The organism is Ensifer sp. Root127 (assembly GCF_001425225.1).
GTDB lineage: Bacteria > Pseudomonadota > Alphaproteobacteria > Rhizobiales > Rhizobiaceae > Ensifer > Ensifer canadensis.
This window is the reverse complement of record NZ_LMDX01000007.1, coordinates 46,247-70,897: the sequence shown is the minus strand read 5'-3', so window position 1 is coordinate 70,897 and position 24,651 is coordinate 46,247. Positions and strand designations below refer to the sequence as shown.

Genomic DNA, 24,651 nt, shown 5'->3' with positions numbered 1-24,651 from the left:
TCGTGACTCGGATAATCATGCATAATCCGGCAACATAATCCGGAGATTGCGAACAAATGGACAGGTTCGATGCCATGCGCGTGTTCTCGCGCGTCGTCGAGAGGCGCAGTTTCACGCAGGCCGCTGATGATCTTGGCCTGCCGCGCTCGACGGTGACCGATGCGGTTAAGCAGTTGGAAGCACGGCTGGGTGTTCGCCTGCTGCAGCGCACGACGCGCCATGTTAGCCCGACATTGGACGGTGCTGCCTATCACCAGCGCTGCATCTCCATTCTCGACGATATCGAAGATGCCGAAGGCGCCTTTGCCGGCGCCAGGCCCAAAGGCCTGCTTCGCATCGACGTGCATGGAACGCTGGCACGCCACTTCGTGCTGCCGAGCCTGCCCGCCTTTCTCGCGACCTACCCTGAGATCGAACTCTACATGAGCGAGGGCGACCGTTTGGTCGATCTCATTCGGGAAGGCATCGATTGTGTGCTGCGGGTCGGCGAGCCGCAGGACAGCGAGATGATCGGGCGGCGCATGACGATGCTCGATGAGATCACCTGTGCGTCACCCGACTATATCGCCCGCCACGGCAGGCCCGAAAGGTTCGATAGCCTGGAAGGGCATCGCATGGTCGGCTTTCGTTCGTCGACTTCAGGCGCTCCGATACCGCTCGAATTCCAGATTGGGGGCAAGGTCGAATATGTCGCACTGCCGGTGACGGTCGCGGTTAACGCCGCCGAAAGCTTCGTTGCTGCCGCAAGGCTGGGGCTCGGGCTCATTCAGGTGCCGCGTTACCATGTCGAGCGAGATCTCCACGAGGGTACGCTGGTCGAGGTGCTTGAAAACTGCCGTCCGACGCCGACGCCGGTTTTCCTGCTCTATCCGCGCAACCGCCAGCTTTCGCCGCGGGTGCGCGTCTTCATCGACTGGCTGGCTGGCGTGTTCGCCGAGGGTCGCGATCGATAATGTGCATCAATCCGTCGGCAGTTCTGGATCCCAGGTGAACAGTTCCTTTGCTCGGGCAATCCCCCGCAGGGCAAAACGTCCGAGCGAAACAGCGTCTGCCTGAAGCTCAGGCGGGCAGGCCTCGACGAAATCCGCCGACATGATCACCTGTCGTTCGACCGAGCGGCACATCGAGGCGATACGGCTGACTTCGTTGACCGCGGGGCCGACGACGGTGAAGTCGAGACGGTTCTGGCTGCCGATATTGCCGTAGAAGACCTCGCCGATGTGCAGGCCGAGATAGACGTCGGTCGTCGGCTTTCCCTCCTCCTGCCGGCGCGCATTCAACGCCACCAGCATGCGCCGCAATTGCCGCTCGGCGGCGGTTGCGTTCGCGCAGGCAGTCGTTGGCTCGTCGGCATTGAAGATGGCAAGTACGCCGTCGCCGATCAGCTTGAGCACGCTGCCGCCGTGATCGTGGATGGCTGAGATGACCATCCCCGAATAATCGTTGAGGAAGGGGATGATGTCTTCCGGGGCGGCTGCGTCGGAGATCCGGGTGTAGTTGCGCAGGTCCGAAAACCACATGACGGTTTCGATGCGCTCGGCCTCGCCGCGCACGATGCTGCCTTCGACCACGCGCCGGCCGGCATCGGCGCCGAGATAGACATCGGCGAGTGTGCTGATGATCCGGACGCAGGACGTGGTCTTTACCGCCAGCGCAAGGGTCGGCAGGAGAATGCGAAGGGCGGCGATTTCTTCTTCGGCAAAGCCGCTTTGCCGGCGTGTGGTCCAGTAGGAATAGAAGCAATCCATCTCGCCGACGCGGCCCTGGTCGGTGAAGTGATGGATCATGTTGATGCAATCGGTGTGGCCTTCCGCCTTCAGGCGGTCGAGCACATGATATTGCACCGAGCGCTCGTCGGCGAGGCGCACGCGCCGCTCCGGCTCGCACGCCGTCAGCATGTGGTAGAAGATCGAGCGATGCCAATTCGCCTGCGCTTCTCCGCCGGTGGTCGAGGAATATTGCACGACCTCCGGCGCCACGTCGCTTTCGCGGTTCCACTGGAAGGCCCGGCCCTCGAATTCCGGATGCAACGTGTCGATCAGCCCCTGGCCACGGGCAATGTCCATGCCCGCGGCAATGCAGCGCTCGCAGAAGCCGGCAAGCATCTCGGGTTCTTGCAGGCCCTTGAGGCCCTCTTCCGACAGCCAGAGGATGATGTCGCGGATCTGTTGGTCGTTCATAACGGGTCCCGCTCTGGAGCTGCCGGTGGCTTGGCGCAGTCTGCGTTATCAATAGCCAAAGTGCCGGCGCGGTTCCAGCACCTGAAGCGATTCAGGCCTCAAGCAGATAGGAAGGTGCAGCCCGCAGCCGCGCGATGTCGCGTAGCGGCGGCGCACCGAAAAGGCGGGCGTATTCGCGCGAAAACTGCGAAGGACTGTCGTAGCCCACATGATGCCCGGCCGTGGCCGCATCGATCGCCTGGCTGAGGATCAATCGTCGAGCCTCCTGCAGCCGGAGCTGCTTTTGATATTGCAGCGGGCTCATCGCCGTCACCGCCTTGAAATGCTGATGAAAGGACGAGAGGCTCATATTGGCTTTTGCTGCCAGATCTTCGATGCGCAGCGGCTTGCGGAAGTCGCGTTTGATGAGGTCGATCGCGCGGTTGACCTGGGTCAGCTTGCTCTCGGAGCGGGCGATCTGGCGCAGTCGGTGACCCTGCTCACCCATCAGCAGACGGTAGAGGATCTCGCGTTCCGCCAGCGGCGCCAGCACGGCGATTTCCTCCGGCCGGTCGAGCAGGCGCAGCAGCCGGACGATCGCGTCGAGCAGCTCGGCGGTGGTGTCGCTGAGGAACAGCCCGGGTCCGGGCACGCCGCCATCGATCGGCGAGTGGCCAGCCTCGAGCACCAATGCACTCAGCATCGTCGGGTCGAGGTCGAGGCGCAGGCAGAGATAGGGTTTTTCCGGTGACGCGTCGATGACCTGGCCGATGACCGGCAGGTCGACGGAAACGGTGAGATACCGGTTTGGATCGTAGGTGTGGACCGTCTCGCCCAGCATCACCTGCTTGGATCCTTGCGCGATGAAGCAGACGGCGGGTTCATGCAACGTATGGATCGGCTCGGTCGGGCTCGACGATCGGATCAGGATGAGGCGCGGTATCGCCGTCGACAGCACGCCGTCGATGCCGCTGTTGCGCTCCATCAGGTGCTGGAATTCATCGAGATCGCCCAAGGCCGTTTTCCTTTATGCGGGATTGGCGTCCGGCAGAGGCTGACCTTTTCCGGGCGCAAGTTCAACGGGATAATTGGTGCGGCAGCGGCGGATGCCACCAGCCGCCGCTGCCCCTTGGCCTAGTCTTCCCGGCGCAGGATCATGCCGGCATGATAGAGCACACCGTCGATGAAATCGCCGTCGGCGGTAAAACCGGTATCGTCGACATAGTCGATATGATTGCCGGTCACCCAGTAACGGCCCTGATAGGCGCTCTGCCGTTTGCCTCGCGCTTCGTCATAGCGGCCATCAGGCAGGAGGTGGTGGCGGATACGGCCGTCTTCGGTAACCCACATGCCGACATATGGATGCGGCGCCTGTTGCATGATTTTCTCCTGTGCGGATGACGGATCTGGCGTCGGGGCGGAAAGGAAGAGACCCAATACCACCCATGTTCGAAAAGCGCGGCTCATCTGCGAGCGCTCCATTTGTTCCTGATCAGTGCGGGCTTGCCGTCGGGCGCACGATGATCTCGCTGACATCGACATCTGAGGGCTGTTCGATGGCATAGGCGATTGCCCGGGCAATTGCGGTGGCCGGGATGGCGATGCGCCGGAAGTCGCGCATTGCGCCGCGGGCAGTCTCGTCAGAGATGCTGTCGGCCAGTTCCGATTCGGTGACGCCGGGCGAGACCACGCTGACGCGGATGCGATCGGTTTCCTGGCGAAGGCCATCGGAAATCGCCCGGACGGCGAACTTCGTGGCGCAATAGACGGCGGCGGTCGGCGAGACGGCGTGACCGCCGATCGACGACAGGTTGACGATCTGGCCGTTGCCCTGCTCGGTCATCACGGGCAGGCTGGCGGCGATGCCATTCAGCACGCCGCGGATGTTGACATCGATCATCCGGTTCCACTCGTCGACCTTGAGGGCCGAAAGTGGCGACAGCGGCATGACGCCGGCATTGTTGACGATGACGTCAAGCCGTCCGAACTCGGAAACGGCATGGGCTACGAAGGCCTGCATATTGGCAAGGTCGGTGACATCCAGCGCCTTGAAGCTGGCGGTGCCGCCGGCGGCGCGGATTTCGCCGGCAAGGGTTTCCAGACGATCGGTGCGGCGGGCGCCAAGAATGACGCGGGCACCGGCGGCGGCCAGATATCGGGCGGCCGCCTCGCCAATGCCGCTGCTGGCGCCGGTGATGGCGACGACTTTTCCTTGAAGCTCGGACATGCTTGGTTCCTTTCGCGATGGGCCGGGGCGTCCCCGGTTCTGAAAGTCACCATGCGCTCTCCGGTCGATGGAGCGGTAGAACAGCACTCCGGCATTCTTGCACGATTCTCCGAATGGCCCGCCGCTACGGTCCTGACCCGTCGTCGGGCGCCCCGGTGCCGCGGGTCTAGACGGCCAACTGGAGCGCCTGCCCGTCATTTTCCGCCGGAACGGCGCAGCAGATCAATGCCTCGCCTTGGCCGACCTCGAAGGACGGTTGCTGGGGATAGGCGACCTCGCCTTCCAGAACCCGCGTGCTGCAACTGCCGCAACTGCCGTTGCGGCAACCATATTCGGGCGAAAGGCCGCGGGCTTCGGCCAGCTCGAGCAGGGTACCTTCGCCCGGTTGCCAACGGGCTTCCTTGCCGGAGTCGGTAAAAATCACGCGGACCGACGTGTTGGCAGGCGGCTTCGACACCGTCGGCAATCCTGCGTCGAGGTTGCGGGTCAGCGACGACAGGCCGAATGTCTCCGCATGGATACGGGCGTCGGCGACGTTCAACGCACGCAGTCCGTCATAGAGCGATTGCATGAAAGCCCGCGGGCCGCAGAGATAGAAGTCGTAGTCGTCGAAGGGCAGGGTGGATTGCAGCAACGGGATGTCGATGCGCCCGGCTGTGTCGTAATCCTCGCCCTTGCGTGCGCCATCCGTTTGGCTGAACACGCGCGTCAGGCGGATTTTGCCTTGGCCGGCATCGACGAGGGAGGCGATCTCCTGGTTGAAGGCGCGTTCATCGAGACTGCGGGCGGATTGGAACAGCCATGTCGGGCGGATACGCCGCTTGCGCAAGCCCTCATAGAGGATGTGGCGCAACATCGCGATCATCGGCGTGATGCCGACGCCGGCGGCAAGCAGCACCGCCGGCCGCCGCTCGCTCGCGTCGATGACGAAACTGCCAGCCGGCGCGCGGGCCTCGATGACATCACCGGAGCTGAGGCGATGCAGGAGGGAGGAGACGGCGCCGTCACGCTTGACGCTGATGCGGTAGGCAGCGTCTGAGGGGGCGGCCGAAAGCGTGTAGCTGCGAACGATCGGCTTGCCTTCCGCCTTGAGCCGGATCGACAGATGCTGGCCGGCATGAAACGATGTCAGACCGGCATCATCGGCCGGCTCCAGGTAGAGCGAGCGGATGGTCGCGCTCTCGTCCCTCGTACGCACGATCCGAAATGGCCGCCATTCTCCGGCGCGGGCGGCGGCGCGCAGACGGTCCTCCGTCTGCTGCCAATCGCCTGTCATCAGCGAATTGGGCGACCAGCCTGCCTGCCCGAAGGACCAGCGAAGCGGCGAACCATCAGGCCGGTAGATCACCTGCCGCGGTCGAAAATGCCAGAGGCGTTCGGCGCCTTGGAACGCGTCGATTTCCGGCGAGGCGAGGATGACTTCGGCCTCGCCCGTCATCTGTAGCATGTCCCCGGTCGCAAAATCGACGAAGAGCAGGCCTGCCCTGGGGTTGAGCATGAAATTGCCCAGTGTGTTGAAGAACAGATTGCCGGCGAAGTCAGGGATCGTCAGCACGCCATCCTCGCTGACGTGGACAAAGCCGGTCTTGCCACCGCGATGCGAGACGTCGACCTGACGCTCGCCATTGTCGCGGTCGACATAGGAGGCAACGAAGAATGTGTCGGCGTTGGCGATGATTTCTTTCGCGCGCGCATCGAGACTGTCGAGGTGAACGGGGGGCGCCTTTGGTGGAGCGTTCGGTTCCCGCGTGAATGAAAAATCCCGCAACTGGATATATTGCGGACAGTTGCCGAAGCTCTGGCCGACGGCGACAACAAAGCGATCGTCCGCTGTCCGTCGGATGGTGCCGTTCAACCGATTCCGGCGCCGCGTTTCCAACTGGATGCCGAGCACGGCAATGGCGGCGCCATCCTCCATGCCCCCGTCGGCCGGGTCGTTTCGGTCGCGTGGCAGCTGGACATTGAGGGCATGTGCGTCCGGCGCCTGCATGAAGCCCGGTTCACCCGCCCGCAGGCTTGCCCAGACATCGCCGGCGGGATCGACGGCTCCAAGCACGATGAAGGGCAACATCGGAAAAAACTGCTGGTGCTGCTCGGGCATGAAGGAACGAACGAAATTGCGGCCCGGCGCGTCCATGCGGTCGACAACGCCGAGGCTGCGTTGAATGGCAAGTTCGCCCTCATGCCAGGGGGACGCGGCGTGGGTCGGCTCGATCTTCTCCAGCATCGGTGGCTTCCTTTCTGATGAGAAAGGCCAGGGCGGAGCAGTCCGCCCTGGCAGGACAATCATGCGGCAAGGCCCGCTGCGGTTTTCTGGAAGCCGACGAAACCGGGCAGGGCTTCGATCCGCCCCAGCCAGTTGCGCACGTTGGCATAGTTGCCGAGGTCGACATTTCCTTCGGGCGCGCTGGAGACATAGCTGTAAAGCGCGACGTCGGCGATGGTCGGCCGGCTGCCCAAAAGGAAATCACGCTCAGTGAGTTCTGCGTCGAGCAGTTCCAGGATGCGATGCGCTCGGGAGATCACCTCTTCGGGGCGAAGGTTTGCGCCGAAGACTGTGACGAGCCGTGCGGCGGCCGGTCCGTAGGCGATCTCGCCGGCGGCGACCGAAAGCCATTTTTGCACTTTCGCCGCACCGACGGCGTCTTCCGGCAGCCAGTCGGTGCGACCGAGCTTCTTGGCGAGATAAACGAGGATGGCGTTGGAATCCGTCACGATGGTGCCGTCGTCGTCGAGCACAGGGACCTGACCGAAGGCGTTGAGCTTGAGGAAATCCGGCGCCTTGTGCGCCCTTGCCATCAGGTCGACATCGACGAGTTCGTGCGGCGCGCCAAGCAGAGCCAGAAAGAGCTGAGCGCGATGCGAGTGGCCCGAAAGCGGGTGGCGGTAGAGTTTCATGGTCATGTTCCCTTTGGTAGCGGCGTCCGTCGATCTGGAGCGTCGGCGGATGCATGATGCGGTCACTCGGCAGCGTCTGGCGATTGCGAAAGCCGGATCATTGCAGCTCGTTCGGCGCTTCCGGGCAGTTCGGAATGAACTGCCTTCTTCAGCAATCTATGCCCTTCCAGATTTTGGCTGTAGAGTGCCTTCGTGATAGATGGTCTCTCGATTATTGGAAGGCAGATGGATCGACTGGATGCAATGACCGTGCTTCTCGGTGTTATCGAGGGCGGGAGCCTGTCTGCCGCGTCGCGGCAGCTGCGCATGCCGCTGGCGACGGTCAGTCGCAAGGTTTCGGAGCTTGAAGCCCACCTCGGTGCGCAATTGCTGACCAGGACGAACCGCAGGATCCAGCTGACCGAGGCAGGGCGATCCTATGTCGAAGCGGCGCGGGAAATTCTTGCTCGGGTCGACGAGGCGGAGCGGGTAGCGGCCGGCGAATACTCGACGGTCAAGGGCGATCTGACGATGACGGCGCCGATCGTTTTCGGACGGCTGCACGTGTTGCCGGTCGTCGTCGATTTTCTGAAAGCCAACCCTGAGGTCAACATGCGCTTGTCGCTTGGCGACCGGCTCGTCAACCTCATCGACGATCACATCGATGTTGCGCTCAGGATCGGCAACCTGCCGGACAGCAACCTGATCGCCACTAAGCTCGGCACGATACGGCGTGTCGTCTATGGGAGCCCGAGCTATGTCGCCAGACATGGCCAGCCTGGCCATCCGCACGAACTTGCCGACCATGATTGCATCACGTTCGAAGGTTTGATGTCGAACCGCAGCTGGAGCTTTGCCGATGAGAGGGGCGAGATGGCCACGCCGATCCACTCACGCCTCGTGGTCAACACCGCGGAGGCTGCCGTCGACGCGGCGGTTGCCGGCCTCGGCCTGACGCGTGTTCTGTCCTATCAGGCGGCACGCGCCGTCGCCGATCGTTTGCTTGTGCCGTTGCTGGAACCCTTCGAACATCCGGCGCTGCCGGTTCAACTGGTCTATCTGCCGCAGGGTCTCGTGCCGATGAAACTCAGGGCATTCGTCGATTTCGCCGCGCTCCGGCTGAGAGCAGTGCTGAAATGACGACGGCCGCACCTTCCTTGCGGATCTTACGCTGATATCACGAGCTGATCTGCGGCGCCTCGCGGATGACGACGCCCCCTTCAGCGGTCACCGCTTGCGGGTCACGGGCCGGCCGAGGCTGATGCATCGCTTGTAGCGGTCGCGGCCGGTGGACGAGCGTGACCAGAACGAAGGACAGGATCATCAGCAGATACCAGGCGCCTAGCTTTTGCAGCGATACCGGTGTCCAGCCGGCGTGCTGCGAGGGATAGATCCAGGCGCGCGACCAGGTTCCGATATTTTCGGCAAACCAGATGAACAGAGCGATGAGCAGAAAACCGATGAGCAGCGGCATGCGGTGGCGGAACCGGAAGACACGGTAGTGCACATTCGTGCGCCAGAACAGGATCGCGATGATTGCAAACAGCAGATAACGCAGGTCGATGACGAAGTGGTGCGTGAAGAAATTGGCATAGATGGCGAGCGCCAGCAGCACCGTCGCAGAGCGGGGCGGATAATGGGTGTAATGCAGGTCGAGAATGCGGGTCACGCGCGCCAGGTAGGAACCGACGGCGGCATACATGAATCCTGAAAAGAGCGGCACGCCGCCGATGCGAAAGAAACTGGGCTCCGGATAGATCCAGGAACCGACGGACGTCTTGAAAATCTCCATGAGCGTACCGACGATATGGAAGATCAGGATAACCTTGGCTTCGGCAATGGTCTCGAGCTTAAAGGCCAGCATCAGAAGCTGAATGCCGAGTGCGGCGAGGAAAAGGAAATCATAGCGGGCAAAGCCGATTGCGTCCGGCCAGAACAGCTTGGTTGCAATCATGAGCGTCAGCATGGCGCCGCCGAAGAGGCATGCGAAAGCCTGCTTGATGCCGAAGACCAGCAGCTCCGTCAGGCCGCCAAGCAAGCCGCGGTCAGGAAGCCGGTCGAGCAACCGGTGGGCGGCCGCATCGATGCGCGCTTCGCGCGAGGTGAACCGTTTTTCGTCCGACAGCCGAGCCACGCGATTCGCCTCCTTGCCAGTGCCGATGGAGCGATGCCGAGGCAATGCGGTCGAATTGTGGATCAGTCGGAGCTGGACGGTTCCGGCTGATCCACACGCTTGTCTAGATCATTTCACTGTTTCACCGAAACAGTGAAATGATCTAACTCGTTGAAATAACGCAATTCCGGACGGAAAACCGTTTCACACTTTTCCTGGAATTGCTCTAGGCGCCGACGCATTGATCGCCGTGGCTTGAGAGCGCCTGCGCTATCGGAACAGGCTTGGCAGCCAGAGGGACAGGCCGGGGATGTAGGTGACGAGCATCAACACGGCGATGCTTGCGCCGAAGAACGGCCAGATGGTGCGCATCGCCTCGCGGATCGAAATGCCGCCGACGGCGCAGCCAACAAAGAGCACGGTGCCGACCGGCGGCGTGTTGAGGCCGATGCCGGCGTTGAGGATCATCACCACGCCGAAATGCACCGGGTCTATCCCGAACGCCTTGACGACAGGAAGAAGCACCGGTGTGCTGATGATCACCAGCGGCGCCATGTCCATGAACGTGCCAAGCAGCAGCAGAATGATGTTGATGAGCAAAAGCACGATAACAGGGTTGTCGGAGATCGCGCTGATCGCCGCGACCATTCCCTGCTGGACCTGCAGGAACGCCATCAGCCAGCCGAAGGAGGCGGCGGTGCCGATCACCAGCAGCACCATCGCGGTGGTGCGCACCGCCTGCAGCACCGCCTCGACGAAGCCGCTCCAATCGAGTTCGCGGTAGACGAGGATCGCAACGAGCAACGCATAGAACACGGCGATGCAAGAGCTTTCCGTTGCCGTGAAGATGCCGGAGCGCACGCCGCCGAAGATGATGCCGATCAGGAGCAGCCCTGGAAGCGAAGCCAGAAAGTAGAAGCCGAGGCGGCGCAGGCCAGGGAAGGGTTCCGACGGATATCCTTTCTTCCGCGCCACCACATAGGCTGTGACCATCAGGGCTGCAGCCAGAAGCAGACCGGGCAGGATACCGGCGGTAAAGAGATCGGCGACCGAGACGTTGCCGCCCGCTGCGATCGAATAGAGGATCATGTTGTGGGAGGGCGGGATCATCAATGCGATTATCGCCGCATTGACCGTGACGTTGACGGCGTAGCTGCGGTCATAGCCGCGCGCCGCCATCTGCGGGATCATCAACCCGCCGACGGCGGATGCGTCGGCGACGGCGGAGCCGGAAATGCCTCCGAACAGCGTCGAGGCGACGATATTGACCTGGCCTAGACCGCCGCGCAGATGCCCGACGATGCCGGCGGCAAAGCGGATCAGGCGGTCGGCGATGCCGCCGCGCACCATCAGGTCGCCGGCGAAGATGAAGAACGGGATCGCCATCATCGCAAAGACGTTGATGCCGGAGTTCATCTGCTGGAAGACGACGATCGGCGGCAGCCCCATGTAGATGACGGTGGCAAGCGACGCGATGCCAAGGCAAAAGGCGATCGGCATGCCGATCATCATCAGGAGCGTGAAGGTGCCGAAGAGAATGCTGTAGGCCACTATGCTGCCTCCTGAATGACGACATCGGCGACGGGCGCTTCGCCCAGCACAACGTCGGCAAGACGCTCCGCCGCAAACAGTGCGATCAGCAGGCCGCCTGCGATCATCGGGAAGAAATCGACGCCGCCCGGCCAGCCGAGCACGGGGATGGTCGCCGCCCAGGTGCCGGCGGCAAGCATGGTCGAATAGAAGCTCATGGCCAGGCCAAAGAGCACGATCAGCGAAAGGCTGACGATATCCATCAGGCGCTGCGTCGCAGGCGATGCCGAATGGCGCACGAAATCGAGCCCGAGATGCACGCTCTCGCGCACGCCGACGGCCGCGCCGAGCAGGATGAACCAGGACATCAGATGCAGCGACAGGGGTTCCGACCAGCTGGGCGTGTCGTTGAGGACATAGCGGGCGAAGACCTGCCAGCCGACGATTGCCGTCATGGTGACGAGGCCGAGGCCTGAGATGTAAAGCGAGAGCCGGCTGAGCCGGGCTAGCACAGGCCTGACAGCCTGCAAGAAACGCCACATTGCCTTTATCCTCCGTTGGCTGCCGGCGAGTGGAGTGTCCAACCGATCGGGCCGGACACTCAGGCGTATCGGATGCCGCTAAAGCGCGTCGCGATCTCCAGGATTCGCTAAGCTCTTGATTTTTCGCATCTCGGCATCGCAAAACCGCTGCACACTTTTACGCAGCTTGCTCTAGTTGATGGCGCGGATCCGCTCGAGCAGGTCCTTCATCTGTGGGTCGGTGACGAAGCGATCGTAGACCGGCTTCATCGCCGCGGAGAATTCGGCCTTGTCGACGGTGATGACGTTGGCGCCGGCTGCACGAACCTTTTCCTCCGACGCCTTTTCCCGCGCCGTCCAGAGCTCACGCATCTTCACCACCGATTCCTTCGCCGATTCCTTCAGGACCTTCTGGTCGTCGGGCGAAAGCTTGTCCCAGCTCATCTTCGAGATCACCAGGATTTCCGGATTGAGGGAATGTTCGGTCAGAGTGTAGTTCTTGGCAACCTCGAAATGCCTGGAGGATTCGTAGGACGGCCAGTTGTTTTCCGCCGCATCGACGACACCGGTCTCAAGCGACGAATAGACCTCGCCGAAGGGCATCGGCGTGGCGTTCGCGCCGAACGCTTCCATCATTGCAATCCACAGGTCCGACTGCTGGACGCGAACCTTCATGCCCTTGAGATCGGCCAGCTTCTCGATCGGCTTCTTGGTGGAATAGAACGAGCGCGCGCCGGAATCGTAGAAGGCAAGTCCGATCAGGCCGTGCGGTTCGAAGGCGGCAAGCACTTCGTCGCCGATCGGCCCGTCGACGGTCTTGTGCATGTGCTCGGTCGAGCGGAACAGGAAGGGAAGCCCGAGCACGACGGTCTGCGGCACCAGGTTGTTGAAGGGTGCTGCATTGACGCGGTTCATGTCGATGACGCCGAAGCGCGTCTGCTCGATCGTGTCCTTTTCGCTACCAAGCGCTGCATTGTTGGTGACGTCGATCTTGATGCGGCCATTGGTGCGCTTGGCGACCAGTTCGCCCATGTATTTCACAGCCTCGACGGTCGGATAACCGTCCGGGTGGATGTCGGCCGAGCGCAGCGTGATTTCCTGCGCCTGCAGGGTGCCGGCGCTGAGGGCAACGCCCAGGGCCAGGCAAAGCGTTTTTGCGATGTTCATTTTGTCCTCCTCCTTCTTGTAGCGCCGAAGCCTCCTCGCTTCGGACGAATGCGGGTGGCTTCAGGCACCTCTGTCCGTGAATGGCTTCAAGCCAAAGAGCCGTTCAGGATTTTCGACGAGCACGCGATGACGGGCGCCGGCGTCCGGCAGCCAGCCCAGAACTGTGTCGGTCAGTTCGGCATCGTCGGGATAGTCGGCGTTGGTCTTTGCAATGTTGTGTGGCCAGTTGCTGCCCCAGACCACGCGTTCGGGCGCATGCGCGACAACCGCGCGCGACAGTGCGGCGACGTCGGCAAAATCGGGGCCGCCGGTCTTTGAGGATTCGTAGACACCGGCGAACTTGAACCAGCAGTTGCCGCCATCGATCAGCCGCTTGACCGCGGCGACTTCGGGTCCATCTGGTGCCGCGCCGGAGAAGAACTTGCCGTGATGGTCGAAAACCCAGCGGGATTTCAGTTTCTGCAGTCTTGGTTCGTGCTGAAGGATGTTGCTGCCGTCGAACTGGATGGCGACCATCCAGCCGCGGGCTGCCGCGCGGTCATCCACAGCTTCGAGTTCGTCAAGGCCGACGGCGCCGCCGGGCAGATCCATGATCCTTGCGCCGATCACGCCAGCATCCGACAGGGTATCCAGCTCACGCTCCGAAGTCTCCGCGCCGAAGGCGGCGACGCCGCGGGCCGAAGGCCCCATCGCGTTAAGGCAGGCAATCAGGTTTGTGTTGTCACGCTGATGGGCATTGCCCTGGGTGATGATGACCCTGTCTACACCGAGCCAGCGCATGAGCTTTCTGTATTGATCCGCATCCGGCAGGGCGCCGGCGGGAAGTGCGGGCCCGCCAGCAAGGGCGGGAAAGCCGGGCAGATACATATGCATCTGCGTGTCGACCGTGCCTTTTGGCAACGGGTTTTTGGGCGGGCGACCGGAGAGCGTTCTGACCAACATCTCAATCATCCCTCATCCGGAACTCGGCAAGCGCATCGCGGTCGATTTCGATGCCAAGTCCCGGACCACCGGGGATTTTGACGACCCCCTGGTCATGCTCGATCGGCGTCTTGATCACCGCCTGTCGGAACGGGTTTTCGGTGCGATCGAATTCGAGGATCGGCTCGATCGGGTTGACGCGCACCGGATTGGGCACCATCGCTGCCATGAACTGGAGGGCGGCGGCGATATGAACCGCCGTGCCCCAGACATGCGGGACGATGCGGACACCATGGAGCGCTGCCATATCGGCGACGCGCCGTGCCTCGGTGAACCCTCCGACGCCGGCAAGATCGGGCTGGAGAATGTCGACGGCGCGTGTCTCGACCGGTTCGCGCATCCCCCAGCGGCTATGCCAGGTTTCGCCGCCGGCGACCGGTATCGGCTGGCCGGCACGCACCTCGCGATAGGCACCGAGCTGTTCCGGCACCACCGGCTCCTCGAACCAGTCGATGTCCAACTCGGCAGCCTTGCGGCCAAACTCGAGCGCCTCAAGCACGTCGTAGCCGTGATTGGCATCGACCATCAGCCGCATGTCCGTGCCGACCGCTTCGCGCACGGCACGGACGACAGCAAGATCCTCGCGCACGCCAAACCCGATCTTGATCTTGCTGGCATGAAAGCCCTCAGCGCGATAGCGGGCGACTTCGGCGGCGTTGTCCTCGACCCGGTCGATGCCGTCGCGCTTGAAGCTTCCCGTCGCATAGGCCTTGACCGTTTCGCGGAAGCGGCCTCCGAGAAGCGTGGAAACCGGCACGCCGAAATGTTTGCCCTTGATGTCCCAAAGCGCGATGTCGATGCCTGACAGCGCGGTCAGCGCCAGGCCGCGCTGGCCCTGGTCGCGCAGCGCGTTGTAGAGCCGCGCCCAGATCTTTTCGGTTTCAAGTGGATCGGCGCCCGTAAGCCAAGGGGTATAGGCGGCGACCACGGCGGCGTTGGGTCTTGCTGGGCCAAGGCATTCGCCCCAGCCGGTGGTGCCGTCGTCGCAGACGATCTCCACCAGCACATGGGCCCGCCGGTCGAAGCGCATCGACGCGCTCTCGAACGGCACCGCAAGGCGGTGTTCCAGCAGATGCGTGCGGACGGCTGTGATTTTCATCCTAGCGTTTCCAGGGCGCAATAAGCGTTGCGAGCATGTCTTCTTCCTGCGCCGTCAGGTCGTCGAGCGGCGGCCGCACGCGGCCCGCATCAAAACCCTGCAGCCGGACGCCGGCCTTGATCGCGGCGACGGCATAGCCCTTGCGGCGGTTGCGGATGGCCATGAAGGGGTAGAAGAAATCACGCAGGATCTCTTCGCAGCGTGCCCGATTGCCAGCGCGCAACGCCTTGTAGAACTCGACGGCGAGCCCCGGCACGAAATTGAAGACGGCGGACGAGTAGGTGGTGAAACCCGCTCCGAGATAGGCTTCGGCGAAGAGTTCGGCCGTTGGCATGCCGCCGAGATAGGTGAGCCGGTCGCCCATCGTCGCGGTGATCTGGCGGATGAGGCCGATATCGCCCGTCCCATCCTTGAAGCCGATGAGGTTGGGGCATTCGTCGCACAGACGCTTCAGCGTATCGACTGTCAGCACCGAGTTGTCGCGGTTATAGACCATGACGCCGATGCCGACGGACTGGCAGATCTCTCTCACATGAACGAAGAGCCCCTCCTGCGGCGCGTCGATCAAGTAATGCGGCAGAAGCAGGATGCCATCAGCGCCGGATTTTTCGACGGCGCGCGCCAGCTCGACGCCGATCTCGGTGCCGAAGCCGCATCCCGAAACAATGGCGGTTTTGCCGGCAGCTTCTTTAGCGGCGGCGACGATGCCCGGTATTTCCTTAGGCGAAAGCGAAAAGAACTCGCCGGTCCCGCCGGCGGCAAACAGCACTGGGGCATCGAAGCCGGACAGCCATTCGACATGGCGACGGTAGCTCTCGGGATGGAACTTTCGCTCGGCATTAAAATGCGTCACGGGAAACGACAACAGACCGGCGCCGAGCGCGGCCTTGATCTCTTGCGGCGTCATACTCGATTTCCTCTGCCTGCCTCCTCCGGCAAAGTTGTCGTACATGTATGATGAGATTGTGTCAATGAGTTATCGTACAGGTGAGCGCTGTTCGCGAAGCAGTGTCCGGTAGCGGGCCTGGCTGCCGCGCAGATGGCGTCGCATCGCCTCGCGCGCGCCCTCTTCGTCGCCGTTGGATATGGCGACAACGATGTCGTTGTGTTCGTTGTCGAGCATGGCGATATAGGCTGATTGGTCCTGTTCGCTGTCGTCGTTGCGCAGTGCACCGCGCGGGATGACGTTTCTGCCGATCATCGCCAGGAACTCGCGGAAGCGCGGATTGTTGGTGGCCTCGGCTATGGCGAGATGCAGGGCGAAGTCGGCTTCGACGCTGGAGATGCCGGCGTTGAGGCAGGCGCGTACCGCATCGTGTCTTTCGATGATCACCTCTTCCTGAGCGGGCGACCGGCGAAGCGCTGCAAGCCCTGCGGCTTCTACCTCCACGGCGGTTCGCAACTCCAGCAGTTCGATCATGGAAGATACGCGCGCCGGGTCGATATGATGCAGGGAAAGCGGTATGGGTCCGGCGGCGGGTGGGGGCTCGAGAACGAAGACACCCGCGCCCTGACGCGCCTCGACCAGCCGGTCTGCCCGAAGTGCGGCGATCGCCTCGCGCACGACTGTGCGGCTGACGCCATGAGCCTCGGAGAGCTGCGCCTCGCTCGGCAACTTGCTGCCCGGCGGAAACTGACCCGCAGTGATCGCCCGCCGCAACGTGTCGCCGAGCCTCGACGTCAACGTGCCTGTTCCGGTGCCCGGCTCCAGCTTCGTTTGAACGCTCATCTCGTCTCCTTCTCGTGGTCGTTTGTCCGCCTGTCGGTACGTTTTGTCCAGCCTGTGTGCCACATCAATCGGCTTGTGGCATCACATGTCCGATTTATTGACGTGACAACATCAACCTGTATGATGAGTTGAGTTTAAATGCAATGCATGGATACCGGCTGCAGGGCGCCGGTTACGGAGGACGGGACTTGAAGCGACTGTTGATCACGGGTGCGGCGGGGGCACTGGGTCGCGCCATGCGGGGGCGCGTGGCTCACCTGGCCGAGATCGTGCGTCTCTCGGATATTGCCGATCTAGGCACGGCGGCACCGCATGAGGAGATCATGCCCTGCGATCTCGGCGATGCGGCCGCTGTGCATCGGCTGGTCGAGGGCTGCGACGCCATTCTTCATCTCGGTGGCATCTCGGTCGAGGACAAGTTCTCCAAGATCCTCAATGCCAACCTGCTGGGTCTCTACAATCTCTACGAGGCCGCACGGGCGCACGGTCAGCCGCGCATTCTTTTTGCCAGCTCCAACCACACAGTCGGCTTCTACCGGCAGGACGAGCACGTGGAGGCGGATGCGCCGATGCGCCCTGATGGCCTCTATGGCGTGTCGAAATGTTTCGGCGAGGCGTTGGCCCGGATGTATTTTGAGAAATTCGGCCAGGAGACGGCGCTTGTTCGGATCGGCAGCTGCATGGAAAAGCCGACCAACCACCGCATGCTGTCGACCTGGATGTCCTATGACGATTTTGCCGCGCTGATCGCTTGCGCGTTCCGGGCGCCGATGCTCGGATGCCCCATCCTCTGGGGCATCTCGGACAATGACAGCCGCTGGTGGGACAATTCGCACGCCGCCTATCTGGGCTGGCGGCCGCGGGATAATGCCGAGCGCTTCCGCGCCGAACTCGAAGTTTCGCCTGGCCGGCCGGAGGCCTCGTCGCCGCTTGCCGTCTATCAGGGCGGAATGTTCACGCAGGACCCGATTTTTACCGAAGACTAGCAGGTTGGGGATGTTAGCCTGACCTTTGCCATCGGCGACAGTGCGCCGTTGGATGCTGCGGCCGGCCGGCGTCCTAGAGCAATTCCAGGAAAAGTGTGAAACGGTTTTCCGTCCGGAATTGCGCTATTTCAACGAGCTAGATCATTTCACTGTTTCGATGAAACAGTGAAATGATCTAGCGCTCTGTGGAGAGGGGACGCACCTGCTTTACGTAGGTTCGCCCGACGCGGATTTCGCTTCCGTCCGACAGAAGCGCGATCAAGGCGGCGAAGGGCGCCTGCCGCAAGCCGACGATGCAATGGCGCCGAACGATCGAGCTTCGGTGGAGCCGGAGAAACTCAGCCGGGTCCAGCCGGCCTGCGAGTGAAGCCAGGCTCTCGTGGTGCAGGTAGGATTTGTTCTCGGTGTGGATGCGGACGTAGTCGCGCTCCGCCTGGAACCGCACCACGCGATCGAGCGCGATGCGAATGAACTCGCCTCTTGCCTTCACCCAGATATCGGCGACCTGCGCCTCCTGCTTGCGAAGCGCCTGCCGGAGCGCCCGCACGGTTTCGTTGAGTTCCAGCACGCGTTCGGCGCTTGTTCGTGCCGCAATCGCCATGCGGGCCCGATCAATCGCAGTTCGTAGACGATTGGGCTCGATCGGTTTGGTGACATAGTCGACCGCGGCGGCCTCGAAGGCGCGAAGGGCATAGTGATCGAAGGCGGTCACGAAAACGACGGCAGGTGCGTTGTTGCCCAACCGTTCCAAAATGTCGAAGCCGGTGCCGCCGGGCATCTGGATGTCGAGCAGGATCACGTCCGGCAAAAGTTCGGCGACGAGAACGCAGGCCTGCTGCACATTGCCGGCCGTCCCGACGATCTTGATCCCGGGCATGGCCCCGAGCAGGCGTATAAGCCGGCGACGCGCCAGGGGCTCGTCATCGATGACGAGGATCGACAGGGGCTCTATCTGGATTTCGTTCATGCGAGCCTCAGGGGCATTGTGATTGCTGCTCTGAAACGCTTGGGCGTTACAAGGCCGGATACACAGGCGCCGACGCCTGGAAAGCGCGCCTGCACCCGATCGGCGACATTCTTGAGACCGATCCCGGTGCCGGAAGACTGGCGTCGCCCGCCCCCGGTCTCCGGCGCGATATCGTTTTCGACGGCGATCTCGAGCGCATGGCCGACCTTGGCCGCGCTGATGACGATCTCAACCTGATCAGGAGAGCGGCCGACGCCGTGTTTCACGGCGTTCTCGATCAAGGGCTGCAGGATCAGACTTGGCACCAGAGCCTCTTCCAGGCCATTGGCGATGTCCATCCGCAGCTTCATCCGGTCGGAGTAACGCTCGCCTTCGATATGCAGATATCCGGTTTGCAGGGCGAGTTCATCCGCAAGCCGCACGTCGTGCAGCGGGTCGAGCTCCAACGTCGTGCGCAGAAAGTTCGAAAGCGACATCACCATGCGGGTCGCTGCAATGGTCTGCCCTTCCTCGATCAGGCCGGTGATGGAGTTCAGCGTATTGAACAGAAAGTGCGGATTGACCTGGTATCGGAGCGCACGCATTTGCGCGGCCAGTGCTTCCTCCCGCGAGATCGCCAGGCGCCGTTCGCGCTCACGCAGCTCGAAGCTGTAGAGCAGCGCGACGAAGAAGAACGACCACCCCACGAACGTCGCCATGCTGTAGACGAGCGTGTAACCGGTATTCGTCCAGTCGACCGTGATCGGGTCGGGACGCACGAATAAAACATAGAGCAGGAAGTCGATGCCGGTATTGGCAAAGGCGGCAATGAGAGAGGTGGAGAATCCAACGACGATCTTGGTGGCTATATGCCGGTGCCTGACCCGAAACATCGCCGCCGCGATACCGTAGGAAAGAACCATGCCACAGGACATCAGCAGCAATTTGCCGGGGGCAGACACGATCGGATCGGTTCCGAGTATGCCCCACAGGATACTGCTGATGAGAAATTCCACGAACCAATAGAGAAAACCGAGCCAGAGCGTCGTGCGCCGAACGCTGCCGATATAGGCGCTTTCGTCCGGCGATTTTGTTTCGTCCTTGGGTTTCATGCCATTTTTATCGTTCAACCGGCCGCCAATGTCGATTGCCGTTCGTCGGCGAAATCAAGCCGTTTGCAGAAAGTCCCGACCTTTCGGGCGCTGCTATTTGCCGCTTGCGGAATGCAAACCCCGTTGCTTTTGCCGGCCTGCCGCTCCGCGGAGGCCTTAGCGTCATGCCAGCCTCAAGGGCATGGTGATCGCCGCCCGAAAGCGGTGCGGTGCGACAAGACCGGAAATGAAGGCCCCCATCTCCGGAAATCGGGCCCTGATGCGGTCGGCGACATTCTTGAGGCCTGTACCCGTTCCCGGAGGCTTTTTGGTCGCGCATTGCGGTTCGATCGTCAGGTCGTTTTCGACGGAAAGCTCGAGGGTTTCACCGTGACGTGCCGCGCTGATCAGGATTTCGACCGCGCCGGCCGAACTGCCGACGCCGTGTTTCACCGCATTCTCGATCAGCGGCTGGAGAATGAGGCTCGGCACGAGCGCCTGCTCCAGGCCGGGTGCGATGTCGAGCTTCAGTCGCATGCGGTCCGAGAAGCGCTCGCCCTCGATGTTGAGATAGCCGATCTGCAGCGCCAGCTCGTCGGCGAGACAGACGTCCTGCATTGGGTCGAGTTCGAGCGTCGTGCGCAGGAAGGAGGAGAGCGAAAGCACCATGCGGCCCGCCGCCGTCGAAGCACCTTCCTCGATCAGCCCGGCGATCGAATTCAAGGTGTTGAACAGGAAGTGCGGGTTGACCTGGTAGCGCAGCGCCCGCATCTGCGCCGTTAACGCTTCTTCTCGCGTCAAGGCCAGGCGCCGTTCGCGTTCGCGCAACTCAAAATTGGAGAGAAGCGCAATGTAGAAGAAGGCCCATCCGTGGAACAGCGCCACGCAATAGATGACGGTATAGGCGACGTTGGTCCAGTTGACGTCGGCCGGATCGCCATGCGCGATAAGAAAGTGGCAAGCGAGGTCGACGCCGGCGTTGATCACTGCCGCGACGAGCGACAAGGCGGAGCCGACCAGGAGCTTGAAGAGAATGGAACGCTCCCTGCACCTGAAGAGCGTGGCTGCCATCGCATAGGACATCAGCGTGCCGTTCAACACCAGGATCAAGGTGATCGGCGCAACTTCTATTGGGTCATATCCGAGGACTGCCCATAGTACGCTGGTGATGACGCCCTGCATGAATTGATAGAGGAAGCCGTAGGAAAGGGTCGCACGGCGAACACCTGCGGTATACTGAGTCTCTTCCGGCGAAGCCGTGTCATCTCCTCGTGCCATGTGGGTTTATCCCTCAAGCCGAGATGGTTGTCGATTGCCGTTCGTCGGCGAAATCGAGCCGTTCGCAGAAAGCCCCAACCTTTGGGCGCTGCAATTTGCCGTTTGCAGAAAGCAGAATTCTCCCCTTTCCCCGGCTTGCTATAGCGCCCGATGACCCGCCGCCCCCTGGCTCGTATTCGCCTGGGGGTTGTGCGCTGACGAACGCAAATGAAAAGGGGCAGACATTGAATACCTGTGTGAAGGCGGACGTTTTGAGGATCAACCTTCTGAGCTCGACTGCGCTTGGACGCGCCGGTCTTGTCTCGATCATGCTGGCGGCCGTGCCGTTCGTCCCGTCGCCGGCGAAGGCGGCCGGATTGCTCGTTCCAAACGACACGACCTGGACCACCGACCAGACGATCAACGGCAATCTCGTGATCCGCGGCGGTCCCAGTGGCGCTACTCTGACGATCAAGGACGGCGCCTCCGTCGAAAGCAAGGGCGGCTACATCGCTGACGGCAAGGGCTCGGTCGGAACGGTCGTCGTTTCCGGTCCCGGCTCGACCTGGGATATCGTCGATCCAGATCCGCGCGGCTACCGCGTGCTTTTCGTCGGGGGTTTCGAGGGCGGCATCTACGGCGGCAAGGGCACGCTGATCGTCGAGAATGGCGGCAAAGTCTCGGCGAAGGAGACCTACATCGGTGCCTTGCAGGAAGGCGACGGAACGCTCGTGGTTCGCGGTGCCGGATCCATGCTCAGCACCGATTTTCTGGGCGTCGCCTTCGGCGCACTGACGCTCAACACTGGCGCGGTCAGGATCGAGGACGGTGGCGTCATCAACTCCAACAAGGCCATTTTCGAGAACGGCACGGTTCTGGTGAGCGGCGAGAATTCGCGCTGGATCAACGCCGGCGACTTTACGATCGGCGACAGCTTCACGATCGAGAAGGGCGCCGTGGTCTCGACCAACACCGCGACCCTCCGGGAGGATGAGAGCGTCGACACCATTCAAGTGTCTGTCGACGGCGCTGGCAGCGAGTTCAAGGTCAATGACAAGCTGACGATTGGCGAGGCCGGAGACGTCAACCTTTCGGTCGCCAACGGCGCAAAGCTGTCAGCGGGCGGTGGTATCGTCCTTTCTGGCGTCGGTGGTGCGATCCGGGAAGGCATGGGCAGTCTTTCGATCGGCGGCAAGGTCGATATGGATCGTGTCGGCGGTCCGATCGCTCGGCAGGCGCAGGCGGCCGGCACGGTCGATCCCTCCTCGAAGATCGATTTCGGCCCAAGGAAGGGGCACGTCAATTTCAACCACACGAACACTGGCTATGAATTTGCCAACACGATCGGTGGCCAAGGGTCGATCAACAATTTCTCGGGCGAAACGGTCGTGAGCGGCGACCTGACGAAGTTCCACGGCAAGGTGAACGTCTCCGGCGGTAAGCTGGTTCTCAAGAGCAACCTCGACACAATCGATAACGACGCGGACACGGGCCCCTTGGACTACAGCACGACCCGGTTCGACGTGAAGGATGGAACCCTGATCGTCGATGGCGAAGCGGGAAGAGTGCAGACAACTTTTCTTGACGGAAAGACCTACACCAATTCCGTCGTCGTCTGGGGGGAAACGCTGAACCGCATTGGCAATCCGGCCTCGACGGCTTTCGGCCGCCTTGGCGGATCCGGCACTATTGGCACCACCGCGGTCGACAAGAGAGCGGTCATTGCACCGGGAAACAATTCGACCGGCACGCTGACGATCATGGGGCAACTGGAAATGAGCGACGGCTCGATCTACGAGGCCGACATCGCCGGCGACGGTCGCTCCGACAGGATCGCCGTCAAGGGCCTGCAGAACGGCGTGCGGGGCGATGGCGTCGCGACGATCGGCAATGGCGTCAATGTCGAGGTGACCGCGCTCGATGCCAATACCAGCTACCAGAACGGCCACACCTATACCATTCTGACCGCGGAAAACGGTGTCGACGGTCAGTTTGCCCAGGCGATTTCGAAGTCCGCCTTTCTCGATGTCACGCTGGAGCAGAAGGACAAGCAGGTCGATCTCAAGATCGCGATCAAGGATACGGGTACACCTAATCCTGGTAATCCAAATCCCGGCAACCCGAACCCGGGCAATCCCAATCCCGGCAACCCGAACCCTGGCAATCCCAACCCTGGAAACCCGAACCCGGGCACGCCGGGCACGTCGGCCAAGTTCGAACGCGTGGCCATCAGCGGCAATCAGAGGAACACGGCGCTCGCCCTCAACACGCTTGCGCAGAGCGGGCCATCGCTTGCGCTCTACAACATTCTCCTGAGGCTCGACGCCGCCAATGCGCGTGGTGCCTTCGACCGCCTGTCCGGCGAGGTTCATGCTTCGGCACAGACAGCGCTGATCAATGACAGCAGCTTGCTGCGCAACGCGGCGAACGACCGCATTCGCGACGCTTTCGGCGACGTTGCTGCTGCGAATGTCCCGGTTCTGGCCTACGGGCCGGAGGACAAGATCACGACCGGTGCAGTCGCCGCGATCGACGCGGTCGCCGTCCCGCCGCCGCCAATGGTCGGCTGGGGACAGGTTTTCGGCTCCTGGACCAACACCGATGGCAACGGCAATACCGGCCAACTCGATCAGTCGACGGGTGGCTTCATCACCGGCTTCGATGCGGCGGTCTCGGACAATGCGTTGGTTGGCATCATGGCCGGCTACAGCCGGACGAATTTCGACGTCGACAGCCGTGCTTCGAGCGGCGACAGCGACAACTACCATCTCGGCGTCTACGGTGGCGGCCGTTGGGGCGATGTCGCGTTGCGGTCCGGCCTTGCCTATACCTGGCATTCGATCGAGACGGAGAGAGCGGTCGTCTTCCCAGGTTTCCGGGACGCGTTGAAGGCCGACTATGATGCCGGCACATTCCAGGCGTTCGGCGAAGTCGGATACCGTATCGACCTGCCGAGCGTAGCGCTCGAGCCCTTCGCGAACCTCGCCTATGTCAGCCTTCACACCGACGGTTTCACTGAGAGTGGTGCTGCGGCGGCTCTGTCGAGCAGGAGCAACACGACCGATACGACCTTCACGACGCTCGGTCTTCGTGCGTCGGCCCCTCTCAGTCTGGGGGCCACCAATGCCAAGGTGCGCGGCATGCTTGGTTGGCAACACGCCTTTGGCGATACGACGCCTTTCTCGACGATGGCTTTCGGCACGGGCAGTGCCTTCTCGGTTGCCGGTACGCCGATCGCCGAGGATGCGGCGATCATCGAGGCCGGCATTGATTTCGCGCTGACCGACACTGCGAGCCTCGGCATCACCTACACCGGCCAGTTCGGCTCAGGCACGACGCAGAATGCCGTCGATGCCAAGCTTGATGTGCGCTTCTGATGCGGCTTTTACGCTGGATCACCGCAACGTTGATGGCGACGATCGTCGCCACCAACCCGCTCTATGCGCAGGAGGCGCCGAAGGACGCGACGGCCCCCTCTTCGCTCGCCGAGACCTACGACGACTGGAGCGTCGCCTGCGCGGTGACAGACGGCAATCGCAGGTGTGTTCTTTCGCAGCGCCAGGTTCACCAGAGCGGACAGCGCGTGCTGACGCTGGAACTTGAACCGGTCGACGGCGCTGGCCTCCAGGGACAGCTCGCGCTGCCTTTCGGTCTCTACCTGGACAAGGGCGTCTCTCTTGGGGTCGATGATGCCACGGGTAGCAAACCCTCGCGGTTTCGAACCTGCATGCCGGTCGGATGCATCGTCGCGCTGACGTTCAATGAGGAGACGATCAAGCTGCTGCGTGGCGGCAAGGTGCTGAAGCTCGTCGCCTTTGCCAGCGACACCGAGAAGGAGGTCAGTTTCTCGATCTCGCTCAAGGGGTTTGCAACCGCGCTCGACCGCACCATTGCCTTGATGCAGAAGGCTTGAGGCGAGGCGTGTTGCCGGCGGCTGCTTGCGCCTCAGTTGCCGGTACGACGATAGC

22 protein-coding genes are annotated in these 24,651 nt (G+C 62.2%); 5 read left to right on the top strand and 17 right to left on the bottom strand.

All coding sequences use genetic code 11. From position 1 onward, the window contains the following. Positions 1-56 precede the first annotated feature (56 nt). On the top strand, positions 57-953 hold the full coding sequence (locus ASD03_RS10530; protein ID WP_057213285.1) for a LysR family transcriptional regulator: 897 nt from the start codon (positions 57-59) through the stop codon (positions 951-953). A gap of 6 nt (positions 954-959) precedes the next feature. On the opposite strand, the gene ASD03_RS10525 is transcribed toward ASD03_RS10530, so the two are convergent. From ASD03_RS10525 to ASD03_RS10500, 6 genes are all read right to left on the bottom strand, one after another. Then, on the bottom strand, positions 960-2,180 hold the full coding sequence (locus ASD03_RS10525; protein ID WP_057213282.1) for an adenylate/guanylate cyclase domain-containing protein: 1,221 nt from the start codon (positions 2,178-2,180) through the stop codon (positions 960-962). 91 nt (positions 2,181-2,271) lie between these two features. Continuing rightward, on the bottom strand, positions 2,272-3,174 hold the full coding sequence (locus ASD03_RS10520) for an AraC family transcriptional regulator (RefSeq protein ID WP_244494621.1): 903 nt from the start codon (positions 3,172-3,174) through the stop codon (positions 2,272-2,274). Between the two features lie 119 nt (positions 3,175-3,293). Then, positions 3,294-3,641, bottom strand: a complete 348-nt coding sequence (locus tag ASD03_RS10515) for an Atu4866 domain-containing protein (protein ID WP_107028379.1) — start codon at positions 3,639-3,641, stop codon at positions 3,294-3,296. Between the two features lie 10 nt (positions 3,642-3,651). Beyond that, positions 3,652-4,386, bottom strand: coding sequence for an SDR family oxidoreductase (locus ASD03_RS10510; RefSeq protein WP_057213277.1), 735 nt, complete (start codon positions 4,384-4,386; stop codon positions 3,652-3,654). A gap of 166 nt (positions 4,387-4,552) precedes the next feature. After that, a complete protein-coding gene (locus tag ASD03_RS10505) occupies positions 4,553-6,613 on the bottom strand; it encodes a pyridoxamine 5'-phosphate oxidase family protein (protein ID WP_057213275.1) in 2,061 nt (686 codons plus the stop codon). Positions 6,614-6,672: 59 nt separating this feature from the next. Further along, positions 6,673-7,284, bottom strand: a complete 612-nt coding sequence (locus ASD03_RS10500) for a glutathione S-transferase (RefSeq protein WP_025429913.1) — start codon at positions 7,282-7,284, stop codon at positions 6,673-6,675. A gap of 225 nt (positions 7,285-7,509) precedes the next feature. Here ASD03_RS10500 and ASD03_RS10495 point away from each other — a divergent pair, with 225 nt between their 5' ends. Next, complete coding sequence (locus ASD03_RS10495) at positions 7,510-8,403, top strand: LysR family transcriptional regulator (RefSeq protein WP_025429914.1); 894 nt, start codon at positions 7,510-7,512, stop codon at positions 8,401-8,403. Positions 8,404-8,440: 37 nt separating this feature from the next. Here the strand turns inward: ASD03_RS10495 and ASD03_RS10490 are convergent, their stop codons facing one another. The 8 genes from ASD03_RS10490 to ASD03_RS10455 all read right to left on the bottom strand — a co-directional run bounded on the left by ASD03_RS10490 (position 8,441) and on the right by ASD03_RS10455 (position 16,403). Beyond that, a complete protein-coding gene (locus ASD03_RS10490; RefSeq protein WP_057206174.1) occupies positions 8,441-9,388 on the bottom strand; it encodes a DUF817 domain-containing protein in 948 nt (315 codons plus the stop codon). A gap of 258 nt (positions 9,389-9,646) precedes the next feature. Beyond that, positions 9,647-10,927 (bottom strand): TRAP transporter large permease, encoded by a 1,281-nt coding sequence (locus tag ASD03_RS10485; RefSeq protein WP_082557291.1) that lies wholly within the window; start codon positions 10,925-10,927, stop codon positions 9,647-9,649. Next, positions 10,927-11,448 carry a TRAP transporter small permease gene (locus ASD03_RS10480; protein WP_057206043.1) on the bottom strand — a complete coding sequence of 174 codons (522 nt, stop codon included), beginning with the start codon at positions 11,446-11,448 and terminating at the stop codon, positions 10,927-10,929. The genes ASD03_RS10485 and ASD03_RS10480 overlap by 1 nt, the downstream gene beginning before the upstream one ends. Before the next feature lie 171 nt (positions 11,449-11,619). After that, on the bottom strand, positions 11,620-12,594 hold the full coding sequence (locus tag ASD03_RS10475; RefSeq protein ID WP_057206047.1) for a TRAP transporter substrate-binding protein: 975 nt from the start codon (positions 12,592-12,594) through the stop codon (positions 11,620-11,622). A gap of 60 nt (positions 12,595-12,654) precedes the next feature. Next, positions 12,655-13,536, bottom strand: a complete 882-nt coding sequence (locus tag ASD03_RS10470) for an amidohydrolase family protein (protein ID WP_057213273.1) — start codon at positions 13,534-13,536, stop codon at positions 12,655-12,657. Between the two features lies 1 nt (position 13,537). Continuing rightward, a complete protein-coding gene (locus tag ASD03_RS10465) occupies positions 13,538-14,674 on the bottom strand; it encodes a mandelate racemase/muconate lactonizing enzyme family protein (RefSeq protein WP_057213271.1) in 1,137 nt (378 codons plus the stop codon). Between the two features lies 1 nt (position 14,675). After that, the gene (gene kdgD / locus ASD03_RS10460; RefSeq protein ID WP_057213269.1) at positions 14,676-15,581 is read right to left on the bottom strand and encodes a 5-dehydro-4-deoxyglucarate dehydratase; all 906 of its coding nucleotides are present in this window, start codon (positions 15,579-15,581) and stop codon (positions 14,676-14,678) included. 69 nt (positions 15,582-15,650) lie between these two features. Beyond that, positions 15,651-16,403, bottom strand: coding sequence for a FadR/GntR family transcriptional regulator (locus ASD03_RS10455; RefSeq protein WP_057213267.1), 753 nt, complete (start codon positions 16,401-16,403; stop codon positions 15,651-15,653). Positions 16,404-16,591: 188 nt separating this feature from the next. Between ASD03_RS10455 and ASD03_RS10450 the strand changes: the two genes are divergently transcribed. Beyond that, on the top strand, positions 16,592-17,389 hold the full coding sequence (locus ASD03_RS10450) for an NAD(P)-dependent oxidoreductase (RefSeq protein ID WP_057213265.1): 798 nt from the start codon (positions 16,592-16,594) through the stop codon (positions 17,387-17,389). Between the two features lie 175 nt (positions 17,390-17,564). On the opposite strand, the gene ASD03_RS10445 is transcribed toward ASD03_RS10450, so the two are convergent. From ASD03_RS10445 to ASD03_RS10435, 3 genes are all read right to left on the bottom strand, one after another. Then, positions 17,565-18,356: a LytTR family DNA-binding domain-containing protein gene (locus ASD03_RS10445; RefSeq protein WP_051509268.1), complete on the bottom strand. Its 792-nt coding sequence runs from the start codon at positions 18,354-18,356 to the stop codon at positions 17,565-17,567. After that, positions 18,353-19,447, bottom strand: coding sequence for a histidine kinase (locus ASD03_RS10440; protein WP_057206062.1), 1,095 nt, complete (start codon positions 19,445-19,447; stop codon positions 18,353-18,355). Before ASD03_RS10440 ends, ASD03_RS10445 begins: the two co-directional genes overlap by 4 nt. 162 nt (positions 19,448-19,609) lie before the next feature. Then, on the bottom strand, positions 19,610-20,704 hold the full coding sequence (locus tag ASD03_RS10435) for a histidine kinase (protein WP_025429926.1): 1,095 nt from the start codon (positions 20,702-20,704) through the stop codon (positions 19,610-19,612). Positions 20,705-20,928: 224 nt separating this feature from the next. On the opposite strand from ASD03_RS10435, the gene ASD03_RS10430 reads away from it, so the two are divergent. After that, positions 20,929-24,060, top strand: a complete 3,132-nt coding sequence (locus ASD03_RS10430; protein WP_158268993.1) for an autotransporter domain-containing protein — start codon at positions 20,929-20,931, stop codon at positions 24,058-24,060. Then, positions 24,060-24,596, top strand: coding sequence for an invasion associated locus B family protein (locus tag ASD03_RS10425; protein WP_057206068.1), 537 nt, complete (start codon positions 24,060-24,062; stop codon positions 24,594-24,596). The genes ASD03_RS10430 and ASD03_RS10425 overlap by 1 nt, the downstream gene beginning before the upstream one ends. Positions 24,597-24,651 lie beyond the last annotated feature (55 nt).